Origin of the sequence: Pseudomonas sp. R9.37, from assembly GCF_963878885.1 — a bacterium.
Taxonomy (GTDB): Bacteria; Pseudomonadota; Gammaproteobacteria; order Pseudomonadales; family Pseudomonadaceae; genus Aquipseudomonas.
This window is the reverse complement of the sequence record NZ_CAWNZA010000043.1, coordinates 445,595-462,024: the sequence shown is the minus strand read 5'-3', so window position 1 is coordinate 462,024 and position 16,430 is coordinate 445,595. Positions and strand designations below refer to the sequence as shown.

General features: G+C 61.3%; 16 protein-coding genes. 5 read left to right on the top strand and 11 right to left on the bottom strand.

Annotated features, from left to right (window positions below; genetic code table 11):
- Positions 1 to 55: 55 nt before the first annotated feature.
- The 7 genes from hflX to AACU78_RS21065 all read right to left on the bottom strand — a co-directional run bounded on the left by hflX (position 56) and on the right by AACU78_RS21065 (position 7,365).
- Positions 56 to 1,357 carry a ribosome rescue GTPase HflX gene (hflX, locus tag AACU78_RS21095; protein WP_106577625.1) on the bottom strand — a complete coding sequence of 434 codons (1,302 nt, stop codon included), beginning with the start codon at positions 1,355 to 1,357 and terminating at the stop codon, positions 56 to 58.
- 12 nt (positions 1,358 to 1,369) lie between these two features.
- Positions 1,370 to 1,630 (bottom strand): RNA chaperone Hfq, encoded by a 261-nt coding sequence (gene hfq / locus AACU78_RS21090; RefSeq protein WP_083355553.1) that lies wholly within the window; start codon positions 1,628 to 1,630, stop codon positions 1,370 to 1,372.
- A gap of 93 nt (positions 1,631 to 1,723) precedes the next feature.
- The gene (gene miaA, locus AACU78_RS21085) at positions 1,724 to 2,695 is read right to left on the bottom strand and encodes a tRNA (adenosine(37)-N6)-dimethylallyltransferase MiaA (RefSeq protein ID WP_106577624.1); all 972 of its coding nucleotides are present in this window, start codon (positions 2,693 to 2,695) and stop codon (positions 1,724 to 1,726) included.
- Complete coding sequence (gene mutL / locus AACU78_RS21080; protein WP_106577623.1) at positions 2,695 to 4,608, bottom strand: DNA mismatch repair endonuclease MutL; 1,914 nt, start codon at positions 4,606 to 4,608, stop codon at positions 2,695 to 2,697. Before mutL ends, miaA begins: the two co-directional genes overlap by 1 nt.
- Positions 4,608 to 6,029: an N-acetylmuramoyl-L-alanine amidase gene (locus tag AACU78_RS21075; RefSeq protein ID WP_106577622.1), complete on the bottom strand. Its 1,422-nt coding sequence runs from the start codon at positions 6,027 to 6,029 to the stop codon at positions 4,608 to 4,610. Before AACU78_RS21075 ends, mutL begins: the two co-directional genes overlap by 1 nt.
- A 17-nt stretch (positions 6,030 to 6,046) precedes the next feature.
- Entirely contained in the window at positions 6,047 to 6,517 is a 471-nt protein-coding gene (tsaE, locus tag AACU78_RS21070) for a tRNA (adenosine(37)-N6)-threonylcarbamoyltransferase complex ATPase subunit type 1 TsaE (RefSeq protein ID WP_106577621.1), read from the bottom strand.
- The gene (locus AACU78_RS21065; protein ID WP_106577620.1) at positions 6,505 to 7,365 is read right to left on the bottom strand and encodes an NAD(P)H-hydrate dehydratase; all 861 of its coding nucleotides are present in this window, start codon (positions 7,363 to 7,365) and stop codon (positions 6,505 to 6,507) included. Before AACU78_RS21065 ends, tsaE begins: the two co-directional genes overlap by 13 nt.
- Before the next feature lie 63 nt (positions 7,366 to 7,428).
- Between AACU78_RS21065 and queG the strand changes: the two genes are divergently transcribed.
- Entirely contained in the window at positions 7,429 to 8,493 is a 1,065-nt protein-coding gene (gene queG / locus AACU78_RS21060; protein ID WP_106577619.1) for a tRNA epoxyqueuosine(34) reductase QueG, read from the top strand.
- Here the strand turns inward: queG and AACU78_RS21055 are convergent.
- Together AACU78_RS21055 and orn are read right to left on the bottom strand one after the other, a co-directional pair.
- A complete protein-coding gene (locus tag AACU78_RS21055) occupies positions 8,490 to 9,107 on the bottom strand; it encodes a trimeric intracellular cation channel family protein (RefSeq protein ID WP_177410090.1) in 618 nt (205 codons plus the stop codon). The two genes, queG and AACU78_RS21055, sit on opposite strands and share 4 nt — an antisense overlap.
- A gap of 191 nt (positions 9,108 to 9,298) precedes the next feature.
- On the bottom strand, positions 9,299 to 9,841 hold the full coding sequence (orn, locus tag AACU78_RS21050) for an oligoribonuclease (RefSeq protein ID WP_106577618.1): 543 nt from the start codon (positions 9,839 to 9,841) through the stop codon (positions 9,299 to 9,301).
- A 108-nt stretch (positions 9,842 to 9,949) separates the two neighbouring features.
- On the opposite strand from orn, the gene rsgA reads away from it, so the two are divergent.
- Entirely contained in the window at positions 9,950 to 10,981 is a 1,032-nt protein-coding gene (gene rsgA / locus AACU78_RS21045; protein WP_003171340.1) for a small ribosomal subunit biogenesis GTPase RsgA, read from the top strand.
- Positions 10,982 to 11,017: 36 nt separating this feature from the next.
- Here the strand turns inward: rsgA and motB are convergent, their stop codons facing one another.
- Entirely contained in the window at positions 11,018 to 12,034 is a 1,017-nt protein-coding gene (motB, locus tag AACU78_RS21040; RefSeq protein ID WP_106577617.1) for a flagellar motor protein MotB, read from the bottom strand.
- A 3-nt stretch (positions 12,035 to 12,037) separates the two neighbouring features.
- Positions 12,038 to 12,889, bottom strand: coding sequence for a flagellar motor stator protein MotA (gene motA, locus AACU78_RS21035; protein WP_003217532.1), 852 nt, complete (start codon positions 12,887 to 12,889; stop codon positions 12,038 to 12,040).
- A 166-nt stretch (positions 12,890 to 13,055) separates the two neighbouring features.
- Between motA and AACU78_RS21030 the strand changes: the two genes are divergently transcribed.
- Genes AACU78_RS21030 through asd form a run of 3 tightly spaced genes read left to right on the top strand, consistent with a single transcriptional unit; the run spans position 13,056 to position 16,341 of the window.
- Complete coding sequence (locus tag AACU78_RS21030; RefSeq protein WP_106577616.1) at positions 13,056 to 14,591, top strand: HDOD domain-containing protein; 1,536 nt, start codon at positions 13,056 to 13,058, stop codon at positions 14,589 to 14,591.
- Positions 14,592 to 14,648: 57 nt separating this feature from the next.
- Entirely contained in the window at positions 14,649 to 15,464 is an 816-nt protein-coding gene (locus AACU78_RS21025) for a rhodanese-like domain-containing protein (RefSeq protein ID WP_106577615.1), read from the top strand.
- A 16-nt stretch (positions 15,465 to 15,480) separates the two neighbouring features.
- Positions 15,481 to 16,341, top strand: coding sequence for an archaetidylserine decarboxylase (gene asd, locus AACU78_RS21020; RefSeq protein WP_106577614.1), 861 nt, complete (start codon positions 15,481 to 15,483; stop codon positions 16,339 to 16,341).
- Positions 16,342 to 16,430 lie beyond the last annotated feature (89 nt).

Here is a 16,430-nt window from a genome sequence, read left to right as displayed (position 1 = left end):
GCCGACCAATGCTACAGAATGCCTGCTACTGCGGCACAACCGCTTTCGGAGGCTTTTATTGCAAAGTGTGTTGTTCGATGAACTCCGTCGGCACCACACCTTCACGGCTGACCAGCCGATTCAGCTCCGAGCGCGGCAATCGAACGGCCAGCAAGCTGACACCTTCTTCGTCGTATTCTTCTTTCTGTACGGCGCCCAGCTCGAAAAACTGTGCACGCAGTCGAGCAAAACGCTGAGGCAAGCGCAAGGTGCCGACAAACAAATCGCTGCCCAGCAACTCGGCAATGGCTTGTTCAAGCAACTCCAAACCACTGCCATCGCGCGCCGACAGCCAGACCCGCTGGGGCTTGCCGTCTTCATCACGCTGAATTTGTGGCTCAACGCCTTCAAGCAAATCGAGTTTGTTATAGACCTCGAGGATCGGCAAGTCCTGTGCACCAATCTCGCCCAGCACCACCATCACCTGCTCGATTTGCAACATGCGATCCGGTTCGGCCGCATCGATCACGTGCAACAGCAGGTCGGAATTGCTCGACTCTTCGAGCGTAGACCGAAACGCCTCGACCAGCTTGTGAGGCAAGTGACGAATGAAACCCACGGTGTCGGCCAGGACAATCGGCCCCAGGTCGTCCAGTTCCAGACGGCGCAAGGTCGGGTCGAGGGTGGCGAACAGTTGGTCGGCCGCGTACACGTCCGATTTCGTCACGTTATTGAACAGGGTGGATTTGCCGGCGTTGGTATAGCCCACCAGGGAAACGGTAGGGATATCCGCCCGCATGCGGCCGCGACGCGATTGCTCACGCTGGCTGCGCACTTTTTCCAGGCGACCCTTGATCTGACGCAGGCGAACCCGCAGCAGACGGCGGTCGGTTTCCAGCTGGGTTTCACCCGGGCCGCGCATGCCGATACCGCCACCCTGACGCTCAAGGTGAGTCCAGCCGCGAACCAGCCGGGTGCTCATGTGGTCAAGCTGGGCCAGTTCGACCTGGAGCTTGCCTTCATGGGTACGGGCGCGTTGGGCGAAAATATCGAGAATCAGACCTGTACGGTCGATCACGCGACACTCGAAAACACGTTCGAGGTTGCGTTCCTGACTGGGCGTGAGGGTGTGATTGAAGATCACCAGATCGGCTTCTTCAGCATGGACCAGGTCGCGCAGTTCCTCGACCTTGCCGCTGCCGATCAGGAATTTGGCGGTTGGCCGATGACGCGGTACGTTAAAAAACGCAACGGTCTCGGCGCCGGCCGAATTTGCCAACTCCTGAAACTCCTGCGGATCTTCGCGCGCCTCAGGGTCCTGTCCATCCAAGTGAACGAGGATTACTCGCTCACCACCACCGTGGCGCTCAAAGAACAAAGGAGACTCCTATCAGGCGTTACCTGGCTCAGCGTCACCTTGTTCGGTATCAGTTGCGCTAGGCAGACGGATAGGACGAACGGGAACGACTGTCGAGATAGCGTGCTTGTAAACCATCTGGCTGACGGTGTTTTTCAGCAGGATCACGAACTGGTCGAACGACTCGATCGTGCCTTGCAGCTTGATCCCGTTGACCAGGTAGATGGAAACCCCCACTTTCTCTTTACGTAAAGTATTCAAGTAAGGGTCTTGTAGCGAATGCCCTTTTGACATGTGCCGCACTCCTTTAAGGATCAATAATAAAATTCGGAAAATAGATAGCTTATGGCCGTCACACCCCCAAGGATAGACGGCAATTGCAAGGACTCAGCTCAATATGGAGACCGTTCCCAAGTATTTCAAGGCGCGTGACAGATTGTCGCTGTCCAGGCTGTCCAGCCAGTGCAAATCGCTCCAGCTGCGCAACCAGGTGAACTGGCGTTTCGCCAATTGGCGCGTGGCAATGATGCCGCGCTCCTGCATTTCGGCTGACGTCAGCTTGCCATCCAGATGATCCCAGACTTGGCGGTATCCAACAGCACGTATCGACGGCAACCCAGCATGCAGGTCACCTCGGGAACGCAGTGCTACGACCTCATCCACAAACCCCTGTTCCAACATAATTGTGAATCTTTGTGCAATTCGTTCATGCAGCACCTGACGATTTGCCGGAGCAATGGCCAGATTCGCCACAGTATAGGGCAATACTGCCTGTCCAGACGCGCCTGCGTCAGCACTTTGCGCAGTTTGTTTCAGCCGATGTTCAGTCATGGTCTGCCCGCTGACGCGCCAGACTTCCAGGGCGCGAGTGAGGCGCTGCGGGTCATTGGGATGAATGCGCGCCGCCGACACCGGGTCAACCGCCGCCAATTGGTCGTGCAGGGCTTGCCAGCCAAGGCGTACAGCCTCTTCCTCGAGTTCGGCGCGCACTTGAGCGTCAGCCGGCGGCATATCCGCCAGGCCTTCCTGCAACGCCTTGTAGTAGAGCATCGTGCCGCCCACCAGCAGCGGAATATTGCCCCGCGCGGTGATTTCGGCCATGGCGGCCAAGGCATCGGCGCGAAAATCTGCCGCAGAATAGCTCTCGGCCGGGTCGATGATGTCGATCAGCTTATGCGGATATTCGGCCAGCAGCGCTTTTGAAGGCTTGGCCGTACCGATGTCCATGTCCCGGTAAACCAGGGCAGAGTCGACACTGATCAGCTCGCACGGCAACACCTTGGTCAGCTCAATGGCCAAGTCAGTCTTGCCGGCAGCCGTGGGACCCATCAGGAAGATTGCGGGGGGCAAGGCGCTCATCAACGGCCGCGCAAGAACAGTTTGTCCAGATCGTCCAGGCCCATTTGGGTCCAGGTCGGTCGGCCGTGGTTGCACTGGCCGCTGCGCTCGGTGTTTTCCATGTCGCGCAGCAAGCCGTTCATTTCTGGCAAGGCCAGGCGCCGATTGGCGCGAATCGCGCCGTGGCAGGCCATGGTGCCGAGCAGTTCGTTGATGTGGGCCTGGATGCGGTCACTGGTGCCGTACTCCATCAAGTCAGCCAGCACGTCGGCGACCAGACGGTTAGCTTCAGCTTGCTTGAGCAGCGCAGGAATCTGGCGGATCGCCAGGGTTTCCGGGCCCAGGCGCTGCAATTCGAAGCCCAGTTTCTGGAACACGCTGTGGTGCTCTTCAGCGCAATCGGCTTCACGCTGGCTGACGGCCAGGGACTCCGGCACCAGCAATGGCTGGCCGCTGAGGCCTTCGCTGGCCATGGCGATCTTCAAGCGCTCGTACATGATCCGCTCGTGGGCAGCGTGCATGTCCACCAGCACCAGGCCGTGGGCGTTTTCCGCGAGGATGTAGATGCCTTTGAGTTGCGCCAGCGCATAGCCCAGCGGCGGGATATCACCGCCGCCTTCTGGCAACGCGACAGCATTGGGCTCGGCACCCGGCAGCGGCGCAAAAAACTCGCGATAGGCCGCCTGGGCCTCCGCTACCGGCACTGCCGACTGCGGACGCGGTGTGTATTGATACTGATAGCCGGCACCGGAGCCGGAACCCGGTACGGTATAGCTCGGCTGCGGCTGCGGCGATTGCAGCAGGTTGGCCGCCAGGCTCATTTCGCCTTGAGGGCCAAACTCACCGGCTTCCGGGCCGCTCGGCCGCACCACCGCCGTCACGATCGGCGCAGACAGCTGATCATCCGGGCGCACATCGCCCAGGGCGCGGTGCAAAGTGCCATAAAGGAAGTCATGCACCATGCGCCCGTCACGGAAGCGCACTTCGTGTTTGGTCGGGTGCACGTTGACGTCGACCACCGAAGGATCGACCTCAAAAAACAGCACAAACGTAGGATGCCGCCCGTTGAACAGCACGTCGCGGTAGGCCTGACGCACAGCGTGGGCCACCAATTTGTCGCGTACCGCGCGGCCATTCACAAAGAAATACTGCAAGTCCGCCTGGCTACGGGAAAAGGTTGGCAAACCCACCCAGCCCCACAGCCGCAAGCCATTGCGCTCGATCTCGATCGGCAACGCCTGCTCCAGGAAACCCGCGCCGCAGATTGCCGACACACGCCGAGCGCGCGCCGCGTCGTCATGGGCTTCGTGCAGGCTGAGGATGGTCTTGCCGTTATGGCGCAAGTGAAACGCCACGTCGAAACGCGCCAAGGCCAGGCGTTTGATGACTTCTTGCAGATGATCGAATTCGGTTTTTTCGGCCTTGAGGAATTTGCGCCGCGCCGGGGTATTGAAGAACAGGTCGCGCACTTCCACCGAAGTGCCCACCGGGTGCGCCGCCGGCTGAACCCTGGGCGCCATGTCGCGGCCTTCGGTTTCCACCTGCCAGGCCTGCTCGGCGTTGCGGGTGCGCGAAGTCAGGGTCAGGCGCGCCACCGAGCTGATAGACGCCAGGGCCTCACCGCGAAAACCCAGGCTCATCACCCGCTCAAGGTCTTCGAGGTCGCGAATCTTGCTGGTGGCGTGACGCGCCAGGGCCAGCGGCAGGTCATCGGAGGAGATGCCGCTGCCGTCGTCGCGAACGCGCAGCAGCTTGACGCCACCCTGTTCCACGTCGACGTCAATGCGCTTGGCGCCGGAGTCGATGCTGTTTTCCAGCAGCTCCTTGATCACCGACGCCGGGCGCTCAACCACCTCGCCCGCGGCAATCTGGTTGGCCAGGCGCGGGCTGAGCAGCTCGATGCGCGAGCCACTGTTCAAGACTGATTCGCTCATTACTGCGCCGCCAATTCGGTGCCAGGGATGGTCAACACCTGGCCGACTTTCAACTCATCGGTCTTCAGGTTATTGGCGCTGCGCAAGGTAGCGGCTGACACCTGAAAACGCACGGCCAGCATCGCCAGGGTGTCGCCAGGCTGCACACGATGGTCACGTGGGCCCTGGGCGATTTTCCCGGAGTCACGCAGCCAGGCGATGTAGGTGCCCGGCGGCGGGTTCTGTTGGAAGAACTGGCGAATGCCGGCGCTGATCGAGCGCGCCAATGCCTGCTGATGACTCGCACTGGCCAGCTTCGAGGCCTCGTTGGAGTTGGAGATAAACCCGGTTTCGACCAGGATCGACGGAATGTCCGGCGACTTCAACACCATGAACCCGGCCTGCTCCACGCGCTGTTTGTGCAGCGAGGTGACGCGACCGATGTTGCTCAGGACCTTTTGGCCAACGTTCAAGCTGGAGGTCAGCGAGGCGGTCATCGACAGGTCGAGCAGTACGCCAGCGAGCATTTTGTCTTTGTCGTCGAGGGACACGTTGCCAGCCCCGCCGATCAAGTCGGAACGGTTTTCGCTGTCGGCCAGCCAGCGCGCGGTCTCGGACGTGGCGCCGCGATCCGACAACGCAAACACCGAAGCACCAAAGGCGGCGGCCGATGGCGCGGCGTCGGCGTGGATCGACACGAACAGGTCGGCGCCCTTCTTGCGAGCGATCTCGGTACGGCCACGCAAAGGAATGAAGTAGTCGCCGGTACGGGTCAGCTCGGCGCGATAGCCTTTCATGCCACTGACCTGACGTTGCAGTTCACGGGCGATGGCCAGCACCACGTCTTTTTCATGCTGGCCGCGCGAGCCGGAGGCGCCCGGGTCTTCACCGCCGTGACCGGCGTCGATCACCACGATAATGTCGCGCTTGCCCGCAGGTGCGGGCGGCGGCGGTGGCAGCTTGACCTGAGGCTGCGATGGATTGACCGGCACGGCCGGCACAGTCGCCACGCTTGGCGTCGGCGCAGGCGGCGGCGCGGCATCGGCGGCATTGTCGAACAGGTCGACCACCAGGCGGTTGCCGTATTGGGCGTTCGGCGCCAGCACAAAGCTTTTCGGGGTCACCGCCTTTTTCAGGTCGATCACCACCCGCAGGTCGGTCGGCGTGCGCTGCGCCGAGCGCATCGAGGTAATCGGCGTGTTGGCGGTGGAGACTTTCAACGGCGCGGCCAGGGTCGCACCGTTGATGTCGATCACCAAGCGATCAGGCGCCGTGAGGGTAAAGACGCTGTGCTGGACCGGGCCAGACAGGTCAAACACCAGTCGCGTGTTATCCGGCGCTCGCCACAGGCGAACACTTTTCACCTGTGAAGCAGCCAGAGCATTGAAAGTCATTGCCGCAAGCAACACCCCTACGACAGCAACCATCGCGCGAAAGCGCATACCTAACCCCACCAATTTTATTTGAATTCCAGTGCCAGAGCGGCGCACCACGACTCACCGCGCGCGCTCTGGGGCAACAACTTCAGCTGACGTCCGTGGTCATGCGGCGTAATGGTAATGGTCAGGTCCGGCTTTGGCAAAAAGCCTGTGCCTTTATCTGGCCACTCGATCAGGCACAACGCGTCTTCGTCGAAGTAATCACGGATGCCCATGTATTCCAGTTCTTCCGGGTCGACCAGACGATACAGGTCAAAATGGAAGGCGCGAACTTTACCGATCTCGTAGGGTTCGACCAGGGTGAACGTCGGGCTTTTTACCGCGCCCGTGTGGCCCAACCCGCGAATAATGCCGCGTGACAGCGTGGTCTTGCCCGCCCCCAGGTCGCCTTCGAGAAAGATCAGCCCCGCGCCGTTTGTGACGTGGGCGATGCGATTTCCGAACGCAACCATGGCGTCTTCATCGCCCAGAAAAAGCGTTACTTCAGACACGGTGACTGCTCCTCCAGCAATTGACGAATGGCAGGTATCAGGTCGCTGGCAGCCAGCCCGCGACCGAAAGTGCCTTGGCGATCCCCCGCCGTGGCGTGGAACCACACCGCCAGGCAGCTGGCTTCATAAGCCGGCATGCCCTGGGCCAGCAACGCGCCGACCAGACCACTCAACACATCCCCCAGACCCGCCGTGGCCATCGCCGGATGGCCCTGGTCACAGCGCGAAACACGCCCGTCCGGGCTGGCAATCAAACTGCCAGCACCCTTGAGAATAGCCACTGCATTGAATTTCTGGCTCAACGCGCGCGCCACCTTAAGGCGATCGGCCTGAACCTCGGCTGTCTTCATGCCCATCAAGCGCGCTGCTTCGCCAGGATGTGGCGTGATCACCGAGTTGGCCGGCAGGCTGACGCTGCCGGTAGCCAGTTGATTCAAGGCATCCGCATCCCAGACTTGCGCCTGTTTGGCGTTGGCGGCGACGGATAACAAACTTTTGCCCCAGGACGCCTCACCGAGGCCTGGACCGATGACGATCACCGAGATTTTTTCCAGCAACCCCATCAACTGATTGGCCGAACTCACGCCAACGGTCATGACTTCCGGCAGGCGCGCCAGGGCGGCGGGAATGTGTTCAGGGCGCGTGGCCAGCGAGACCATGCCCGCGCCACTGCGCAAGGCGCTTTCGGCGCTCAGCAGCGCGGCGCCGCCAAAGCCGTGGTCGCCGCCGATGACCAGCAGGTGACCGAACTGACCTTTATGGGCGTCCGGGGAGCGTGCAGCCAGTTGCGGCAAATGGCCGTGCAATAGAGGCTGTACGTCGGTTATTGCGTGTTTTGTCTGCGGCATGCGTCTTCAAGCTCCGATGTCTGGCAGAATTATACCTATCTAACCTGCGGTTTCCCTTGTCTCATGTCTGCCATCACCACGGATCTGCCCGCCCTCGCCCAATCGATCAAAGACTGGGGCCGCGAGCTGGGCTTTCAACAAGTCGGCATCAGCGGCCTGGACCTGGCCGAGCATGAGCAGCACCTGCAACGCTGGCTCGACGCGGGCTACCACGGCGAGATGGACTACATGGGCGCCCATGGCAGCAAACGCTCGCATCCCGATGAACTGGTGCCGGGCACTCTGCGCGTGGTCTCGCTGCGCATGGATTATCTGCCAGGCGACACCCAAATGGCGCAGTTGCTGGCCAAGCCAGAAAAAGCCTACATCTCCCGTTACGCCCTTGGCCGCGATTACCACAAGCTCATCCGCAAGCGCGTGCAGCAACTGGCCGATCGCATTCAGGCCCAGATCGGCCCGTTTGGCTTTCGCGCGTTTGTCGACAGCGCGCCGGTGCTGGAAAAAGCCATCGCCGAGCAGGCCGGTCTCGGCTGGATCGGCAAAAACACCCTGGTGCTCAATCGCAAGGCCGGCAGTTATTTCTTCCTGAGCGAGCTGTTTGTCGATTTGCCACTGCCGGTAGATCCGCCTCACGCCACCGAGCACTGCGGCCGCTGCACCGCTTGCCTGGATATCTGCCCCACCAACGCGTTTGTCGGCCCCTATGTACTGGACGCGCGACGCTGCATTTCCTACCTCACCATCGAGCTCAAAAGCTCAATTCCTGAAGACTTGCGCCCGCTGATCGGCAATCGCGTGTTCGGTTGCGATGACTGTCAGATCGTTTGCCCGTGGAATCGTTTCGCCCGACCTACCGCCGAAGGCGATTTCAAGCCTCGGCACAACCTGGACAACGCCGAGCTGGCCGAACTGTTTATGTGGGACGAGGATAAATTCCTCAGCAGCACCGAAGGTTCGCCGCTACGCCGCGCCGGTTATGAACGCTGGCTGCGCAACCTGGCCGTTGGGCTGGGCAATGCGCCGTCGAGCATTCCAGTGCTGGAAGCTTTAAAGGCGCGTCGGGATTACCCATCGGACTTGGTGCGCGAACACGTCGAGTGGGCGCTCAACCAGCACGCAGCACGCTAGTGCACGTCGTCGTTGTAGACGAATTTGGGCATTTCCCAGTGAAAACGGATGGCCAGCAGGCGCAACAGAAAGCCGCTGAACAAGGTCAGCAGGATCGCTTGCTCGCTGGGCAACTGCAGATAAAGGCACAGCATGTAGAACCAGGCGGCAAGGAACGACACGCTGGCGTACAGCTCACGGCGGAAGATCAGCGGGATGTCGTTGCAGAAAATATCCCGCAGGATGCCGCCGAATACGCCAGTAATCACCCCGCTGACTGACGCCACCAACATGCCGTGGCCCATTTCCAGGGCCGTCATGCAGCCGATCAGGGTGAACGCCACCAGGCCCACGGCGTCCAGCGCCAGGAACAGTGACCGCAGATGGCGCATCAACGGTGCGATAAAGATCGTCACCAACGCAGCGATGGAGGTCAACACCAGGTATTCCGGGTGTTTGACCCAGGTCAGCGGGTAATGCCCAAGCAATACATCGCGTACCGAACCACCGCCCAATGCCGTGACGCAGGCAATCAGCACCACCCCAAACCAGTCCATGCCACGCCGCCCGGCGGACAGCGCGCCGGTCATGGCTTCGGCGGTGATGGCGATGAGGTAGAGCATCAACAGCATGATGGCGATCCTTGCAATGAGGCGCGCAGTCTAATCATTTGGTGATGGCACCAAAAGGGGGCGCCTGGCGAAAGACCGCGTCGCGCCCTTCGCGAGCAAGCCCGCTCCCACATTCGACCGCATTCCAAAGGTGGAACTTGGTTAAATGTGGGCGCGGGCTTGCTCGCGAAGGCGACAGGCCAGGCGCCGAATCTTCAAGCCTTGATGAAATGCTTGCGGTAATGCTGCAACTCAGCAATCGACTCGCGAATATCATCCAACGCCAAATGCGTGCTGCCTTTATGGAAGCTGTCTTTGACTTCCGGCGCCCAGCGTGCGGCCAGCTCTTTCAAGGTGGACACATCCAGGTTGCGGTAGTGGAAGTAGCTTTCCAGCGCTTTCATGTGCGTATAAAGGAAGCGACGATCCTGGCAGATGCTGTTGCCGCAGATCGGCGACTTGCCCTTGGGCACCCACTTTTCAAGGAAGGCGATGGTTTGAGCTTCGGCGTCGCGCATGCTGATGCGGCTGTCACGCACGCGCTGGGTCAGGCCGGAGTTGCCGTGGGTGCGCGTATTCCACTCATCCATGGTGGCGAGGACGGCGTCGCTGTGGTGAATGGCGATCACCGGACCTTCGGCCAAGGTGTTGAGGTTGCTGTCGGTGACAATCGTCGCCATCTCGATGATGACGTCGGTGTCGGGGTTCAGACCGGTCATTTCCAGATCGATCCAAATCAGGTTCTGTGGGTTTTGCATGGCTTGATTCTCTTGGCACCTTGGCGTAGCTGCGCAGTTTAGCAGGCAGGGGCGTGCTAGACTCGCGACCGTTTTACCTAACTTTTGCATTATCGACACGGAACACCCATGGCCAAACGCCAGCTCAATCGTCGCCAAAACTGGCGCATCGAAAAGATCCAAGGTGAACGCGCTGCTCGCGCCGCCAAACGTGAATCCTCCGCCGTAGAGGCGCTCGAGGGCGGCGACCTGGGCCCCGAGCAAACGGGTCTGGTGATCGCGCACTTTGGTGTGCAGGTCGAAGTCGAGGCGCTGGAAGGCGAACTCGCAGGCTCTGTTTCCCGCTGCCACTTGCGCGCCAACCTGCCTGCGCTGGTGACCGGCGACAAGGTCGTGTGGCGCGCCGGCAACCAGGGCATCGGCGTGATCGTCGCCCAGTTGCCGCGCACCACCGAATTGCGCCGCCCTGACAGCCGCGGCCAGCTCAAGCCGGTGGCCGCCAACGTCGACATGATCGTGATCGTGTTCGCGCCGCTGCCCGAGCCGCATGCCAACCTGATCGACCGCTACCTGGTCGCGGCCGAGCATGCCGGCATTCGCCCGCTGTTGCTGCTGAACAAATTCGACCTGATCGACGAGCAAAACGCCCCGGCGCTCAACGCGCTACTGGCGGTCTACCGCACCTTGGGTTACCCGGTGCTGGAAGTCTCGGCGCATCACGGCAATGGCATGGAACAGCTGCAACAGCAGTTGGACGGGCGCATCAGTGTGTTCGTCGGCCAGTCGGGCGTGGGCAAGTCGTCGCTGGTCAACAGCCTGCTGCCGGAAGTCGACACCCGTGTCGGCCCGCTGTCGGAACTGTCCGGCCAGGGCACCCACACCACCACCACCGCGCGGTTGTTCCACTTCCCGGGCGGCGGTGAGCTGATCGACTCCCCGGGTATTCGTGAATTTGGCTTGGGCCACGTCAGCCGCAGCGATGTGGAAGCGGGCTTCATCGAGTTCAACGACCTGATCGGCACCTGCCGCTTCCGCGACTGCAAACACGACCGCGAGCCCGGTTGTGCACTGCTCAAGGCGCTGGAAGATGGTCGCGTTCAGCAGCAGCGCATGAACAGCTACCGGTCGATTATTGCGAGCTTGCCCGAGAGCAGTTACTAAACCGTTGTGGCGAGCCCGCTCGCCACAATCGCTCTGTTACGACCCAGGCGCCGTAGGATCTTTCACCCCACCATCATCAAACAGGTTCAGCTTCTGCCGCAGCTCGTGGGCCGGCAGCGGCTCCTGCCCTGGCGGAATCGCGTTCGGGTCGGCCGGCACTTCGCCCGGTGCGCCCTCGCCTTGGGTCGGTGCCGCCGGCGCTGCGCCCTGATCGCCTTCGATCGCACGCTGGGCCTTTTTGGTCAGCACGACAATATCAATCCGACGGTTGATCGGGTTGAACGGATCTTTAGGATCAAATAGCTGCGACGACGCAAAACCCACCACGCGTGCCACTTGCGGGTCCGGGTAGCTGCCCGCGACCAACGCACGGCGGGCGGCGTTGGCGCGGTTGGCCGAGAGTTCCCAGTTGCCGAAGTCACCCTGGCCCGCATACGGCTTGGCGTCGGTGTGGCCGCTGATGCTGATCTTGTTCGGCACCGCCTTGATGGTGTCAGCCATGGCCAGCAGGATGTCTTCAAAATAGGGTTTCAGACGCGCGCTGCCAGAGTCGAACATCGGCCGGTTGGCGGCGTCGGTGATCTGGATGCGCAAGCCTTCCGGCGTGATTTCGAAAGAAATCTGATCCTTGAATTTGAGCAGCTGCGGATTCTCTTCAACCTTGGTCTGCAGTTCCTGCAGCAACAATTCCAGGCGTTCCTGCTCGACCTGCTCGGCCATGGCCTCGACGGTGTCGCGCTCGATTGGAATATTTTCCTGCGGCGATTCGGTCTTGACCTCCGGGTTGATGGTGCGCTCGGGCGCCAGCTGCGGCGAGCCGCCCAGGTCGATGACAAACGGTGTGCCGCTTTCCGAAAAGCCAATCGGGTCTTTGAAGTAACCGGCGATGGCGATCTTCTGTTCGGGCGTGGCGGTGGACATCAGCCACAGCACCAGGAAGAACGCCATCATCGCCGTCGCAAAGTCGGCGAAGGCGATTTTCCAGGCGCCGCCATGGTGCCCCGCAGCGAAGCGCTTGACGCGCTTGATGATTATCGGCTGGTTGTTTTCCATGACTTAGCGACCGCGAACCGCTTGTTCCAGCTCGGCAAAACTTGGGCGATGTTTCGGGTACAGCACCTTGCGCCCGAACTCCACCGCCAGCGATGGCGGCATGCCGGACGCCGAAGCCACCAGGCAGGCCTTGATCGCTTCGTACAAATTCACTTCTTCCTTGGCATCATGGGCCAGGGAGGTCGCCAGAGGGCCGAAGAAACCATAGGCCGCGAGAATACCGAAGAAGGTACCCACCAGGGCCGCGCCCACGTGCATGCCGATGGCCTTCTGGTCGCCTTCGCCCAGGGACGCCATGGTCACCACGATGCCGAGTACCGCCGCAACGATACCGAAGCCGGGCATGCCGTCGGCGATGCCGGTCACGGCGTGGGATGGGTGTTCCAGCTCTTCCTTAAGGCTGAACAACTCCATGTCGAACAAGCCTTCCAGCTCGTGCGGCGCCATGTTGCCGGAGGACATGATGCGCAGGTAGTCGCAGATGTAGGCGGTCATGCGCTCGTCTTTGAGCACCGCCGGGTACTTGGCGAAAATCGGGCTGGCGGCGGCGTCTTCGATGTCGCCTTCGATAGCCATCATGCCTTCGCGGCGACTCTTGTTGAGGATCTCGTAGATCAGCCCCAGCACTTCCAAATAAAAGGTGTGGGAGAAGCGCGAGCTGAACATGCCCAGCGACTTCTTGATCACGTGCATGGTCATGTAGCCGGGGTTGGCCTGCAGGAATGCGCCAAACGCGGCACCGCCGATGATCAACACTTCGAAGGGCTGGATCAGCGCAGCAATTTTACCGTGGGACAGGACGTACCCACCGAGCACACTTGCGATGACGACGATGATGCCGATAATTTTAGCCATAGGAGATTGGTACTTGCGCCGTCGGGTTCATGGACATATTGGGTGAAGCTGAAAACTCTTGTTCTACTTATCGGCAAAACTGCGCCAGACTATAGCCCGTTAAGGCGAAAAGCCAATTCGGCCCGTTCCGGGCGTGTAGAACGCAAGTGATGATCGCGCCCCAATCATGGCTAATGAAACGACAGCTCCAACGACAAAACCCACTACCCTCGCGGCTTGGATAAAGCGCCTGGACGATGTGCTGCTGCCTGTTCCTCAGGCTAGTCACGAACGCGTGTGCAAGGCCATCCGCGATAGCCGTAGTTCTTTACGGGATATTGCCGAGCTGATGCAACACAGCCCGGCGCTGGTGCTCAGCGTGATGCGCGAGGCTAACGGCCAGGCCCATGGCAGCCTGTCGGGGCCGGCGGAAAACCTCGAAGTGGCGCTCAACCGCCTCGGCCTCAAACGCGCCGAGGAGTTGCTGGCGCGCCTGCCCTCGGTGCCGGAAAAAGACATTCCGGTGGCCCTGCGCCAACTGCTGCTGGTGAGCCAGCACGCTTCCCAGCAAGCCAACGGTTTGTTCGCCAGCCGCCTCGCGCGGTTGTGGCAAGACATTCATTGGGGCAGCTTGCTGTTTCTGTCGCCGCTGTGGCCGATGGCCGTCGCGTACCCCAAGCTTCTGGAAGAATGGGAACTGCGGGTGATCCACAAAGGCCAGTCGGCACACACGGTCGAACAGGCACTGTTCGGTGTGCGCCTGCTGGACTTGTGCCGCGGATTGACCGAAGCCTGGCACCTGCCAATCTGGGTCTCCCAAGGCTACAACCTGCTGCTGACTGAACAGCGCTTGCTGGTCAAGGCGCTGCGCATCGCCCGTGAAGACGACGCGCTGCGCCAACAGCAATTGCTCGACGCCGAACCCAACCTGCGCCGCTGGCTGAACCAGCCAGCCAACACTGTGCTGCTGGCCAACGGCCTGGCGATGTCGGCGCAGGAATCCTGGACTTGCCCGCACACCGAGCGCTGGCAGTACCTCACGGCGCTGTACCTGCAAGAGCCGCTGAGTGACGTGCAGCAACAGGTTCACCAGCAAGCGGTGACCAGCGCACGCACAACCTTGATGCCTGACCTCTGGCACCCGGCGTTGTCGCTGATCTGGCCGTGGCATGTGCAGAAAATCCATCGCGGCCTGTTGCCGGCGCCGCCGCCCACTGCCGAGGCACTCGCCGTGTGGCGCAAGCGTTGCACCGAGCTGCTGGTCGAACCGAGCCGTTTTGCCAATGCCATGCACCTGACCACCTGCGCCCGAGAAGCCCTGGTTGCCAGTGGCATGCAGCGCGTCTTGCTGTTCATGGCGGACCGCGCCTTGAGCACCTTGCGCGTGCACCAGGCCGACGGCTTGCCCAGGGACGCGGCAAACCTGAGCCTGGACGTGGTCAACAGCACGCTGCTGCAGCGCCTGCTGGAAAAGTCTGCCCAGGTACGCCTCACGCCAGACAACCACGCACAGTTCTCGGCCTTGCTGCCGCCGATCCTGCGCCGCCTGTTCAATGGCGAACACCTGTTGCTGCGTTCGTTGAGCTGCAACGGCAAGGTCGTGATGCTGATGGTCGCCGATCAGGGCGGTGGCCCCTTCTCGGAAACCACCGTGCAGGCCTTCGGCAAAACCGCTCAATGCATCGAGAAAGCGCTGCACAGCTTTACCAACCGCAGCGCTTGATGCTTGCGCTACAATCGCCCTCTTTTATCGCCAACAATTGTGCCCAGGAGACCTCACATGCCTGACTTCTCTGGCTTGCCGCTGGTGATCGAGTCCAGCGACCTGCTCGGTCAACTGGATGCCGAACACCTGATTCTGGTGGACCTCACCAGTGTCGCCCGCTACGCCGAAGGGCATATCCCCGGCGCGCATTTCGTTGACCCCAAGCGCACCCAACTGGGCCAGGCGCCCGCACCGGGTTTGCTGCCGCACAAGGCCGACCTCGAAAAATTGTTCGGCGAACTGGGCCACACCCCGGATGCCACCTACGTGGTCTACGACGACGAAGGCGGCGGCTGGGCCGGGCGCTTCATCTGGTTGCTCGACGTGATCGGCCACCAGAAATACCACTACCTGGACGGCGGCCTGCTGGCATGGCTGGACGGTCAGCACCCGCTATCCACCGAGGTGCCCACCCCTGTCGGCGGGCCGGTGAGCCTGACCTTGCACGACGGCCCTACCGCCACCCGCGAATACCTGCAAAGCCGACTTGGCGCGGCCGACCTGGGTATCTGGGACGCACGCGGCCCCCTGGAATACTCCGGCGAGAAAGTGCTCGCAGCCAAGGGCGGACACATCCCCGGCGCGGTGAACTTCGAATGGACCGCCGGCATGGACAAGGCGCGCAGCCTGCGTATCCGCCGCGACATGCCGCAGATTCTGGAAGACCTCGGATTGACCAAAGACAAAGAAATCATCACCCACTGCCAGACTCACCACCGCTCTGGCTTCACCTACCTGGTGGCCAAGGCGCTCGGTTATCCGCGAGTCAAAGGTTATGCCGGTTCCTGGGGCGAATGGGGCAACCACCCCGACACCCCCGTTGAGATTTAAGGTTTAAGGACAGTTAATGAAAAAGCAGTTGTTTATCCTCAGCCAGTACTTGCTGCCGCACCACTTGCTCTCGCGACTGGCCGGCTGCATCGCCGAGTGCCGCGTGCGCTGGTTCAAGAACGCCTTCACCGCCTGGTTCGCCAAGCGCTATCAGGTAGACATGTCCCAAGCCCTGGTTGAAGACTTGACCGCCTACGAGCATTTCAACGCCTTCTTCACCCGCGCCTTGAAAGACGGCGCGCGCCCGCTGGATCAAACCCCAGGCGCGGTACTCAGCCCGGCCGACGGCGCCGTCAGCCAGCTTGGCCCAATCGAACACGGCCGCGTGTTCCAGGCCAAGGGCCACAGTTTCAGCGTGCTGGAATTGCTGGGCGGCGATGCCGCATTGGCTGCACCGTTTATGGGCGGTGATTTCGCCACTATTTACCTGTCGCCCAAGGACTACCACCGCGTGCATATGCCGCTGGCCGGTACGCTTCGCGAGATGGTCTACGTGCCAGGTCGAATTTTCTCGGTCAACCAGACCACCGCCGAAAACGTGCCTGAGCTGTTTGCCCGTAACGAACGTGTTGTCTGCCTGTTCGACACCGAACGCGGCCCGATGGCGGTGGTGTTGGTGGGTGCGATGATCGTCGCGTCGATTGAAACCGTCTGGGCCGGGCTGGTGACGCCGCCAAAACGCGAGCTGAAAACCTTCCGCTACGACGAGGCTGCACGCGCACCGATTCACTTGGAGAAAGGCGCAGAACTGGGCCGCTTCAAGCTGGGTTCGACTGCAATTGTGCTGTTCGGGCCGGACCAGGTTAAGTGGGCCGAAGAACTGGTGGCGGGCACGCCGGTACAGATGGGCCAGGGCATCGCCGCTCCTAAAGCCTGACACCAAACCCAATGTGGGAGGGGGCTTGCCCCCGATAGCTGTGTTTCAGTCACCTCATCGGGTGACTGACTCATCGCAATCGGGGGCAA

Coding starts and splice junctions, on each gene's coding strand:
- orn (WP_106577618.1), bottom strand. CDS start 9,841: ATGCAAAACCCACAGAACCTGATTTGGATCGATCTGGAAATGACCGGT.
- hfq (WP_083355553.1), bottom strand. CDS start 1,630: ATGTCAAAAGGGCATTCGCTACAAGACCCTTACTTGAATACTTTACGT.
- AACU78_RS21065 (WP_106577620.1), bottom strand. CDS start 7,365: ATGCCGCAGACAAAACACGCAATAACCGACGTACAGCCTCTATTGCAC.
- mutL (WP_106577623.1), bottom strand. CDS start 4,608: ATGAGCGAATCAGTCTTGAACAGTGGCTCGCGCATCGAGCTGCTCAGC.
- AACU78_RS21025 (WP_106577615.1), top strand. CDS start 14,649: ATGCCTGACTTCTCTGGCTTGCCGCTGGTGATCGAGTCCAGCGACCTG.
- motB (WP_106577617.1), bottom strand. CDS start 12,034: ATGGAAAACAACCAGCCGATAATCATCAAGCGCGTCAAGCGCTTCGCT.
- asd (WP_106577614.1), top strand. CDS start 15,481: ATGAAAAAGCAGTTGTTTATCCTCAGCCAGTACTTGCTGCCGCACCAC.
- miaA (WP_106577624.1), bottom strand. CDS start 2,695: ATGAGCGCCTTGCCCCCCGCAATCTTCCTGATGGGTCCCACGGCTGCC.
- rsgA (WP_003171340.1), top strand. CDS start 9,950: ATGGCCAAACGCCAGCTCAATCGTCGCCAAAACTGGCGCATCGAAAAG.
- AACU78_RS21075 (WP_106577622.1), bottom strand. CDS start 6,029: ATGCGCTTTCGCGCGATGGTTGCTGTCGTAGGGGTGTTGCTTGCGGCA.
- motA (WP_003217532.1), bottom strand. CDS start 12,889: ATGGCTAAAATTATCGGCATCATCGTCGTCATCGCAAGTGTGCTCGGT.
- queG (WP_106577619.1), top strand. CDS start 7,429: ATGTCTGCCATCACCACGGATCTGCCCGCCCTCGCCCAATCGATCAAA.
- AACU78_RS21030 (WP_106577616.1), top strand. CDS start 13,056: ATGGCTAATGAAACGACAGCTCCAACGACAAAACCCACTACCCTCGCG.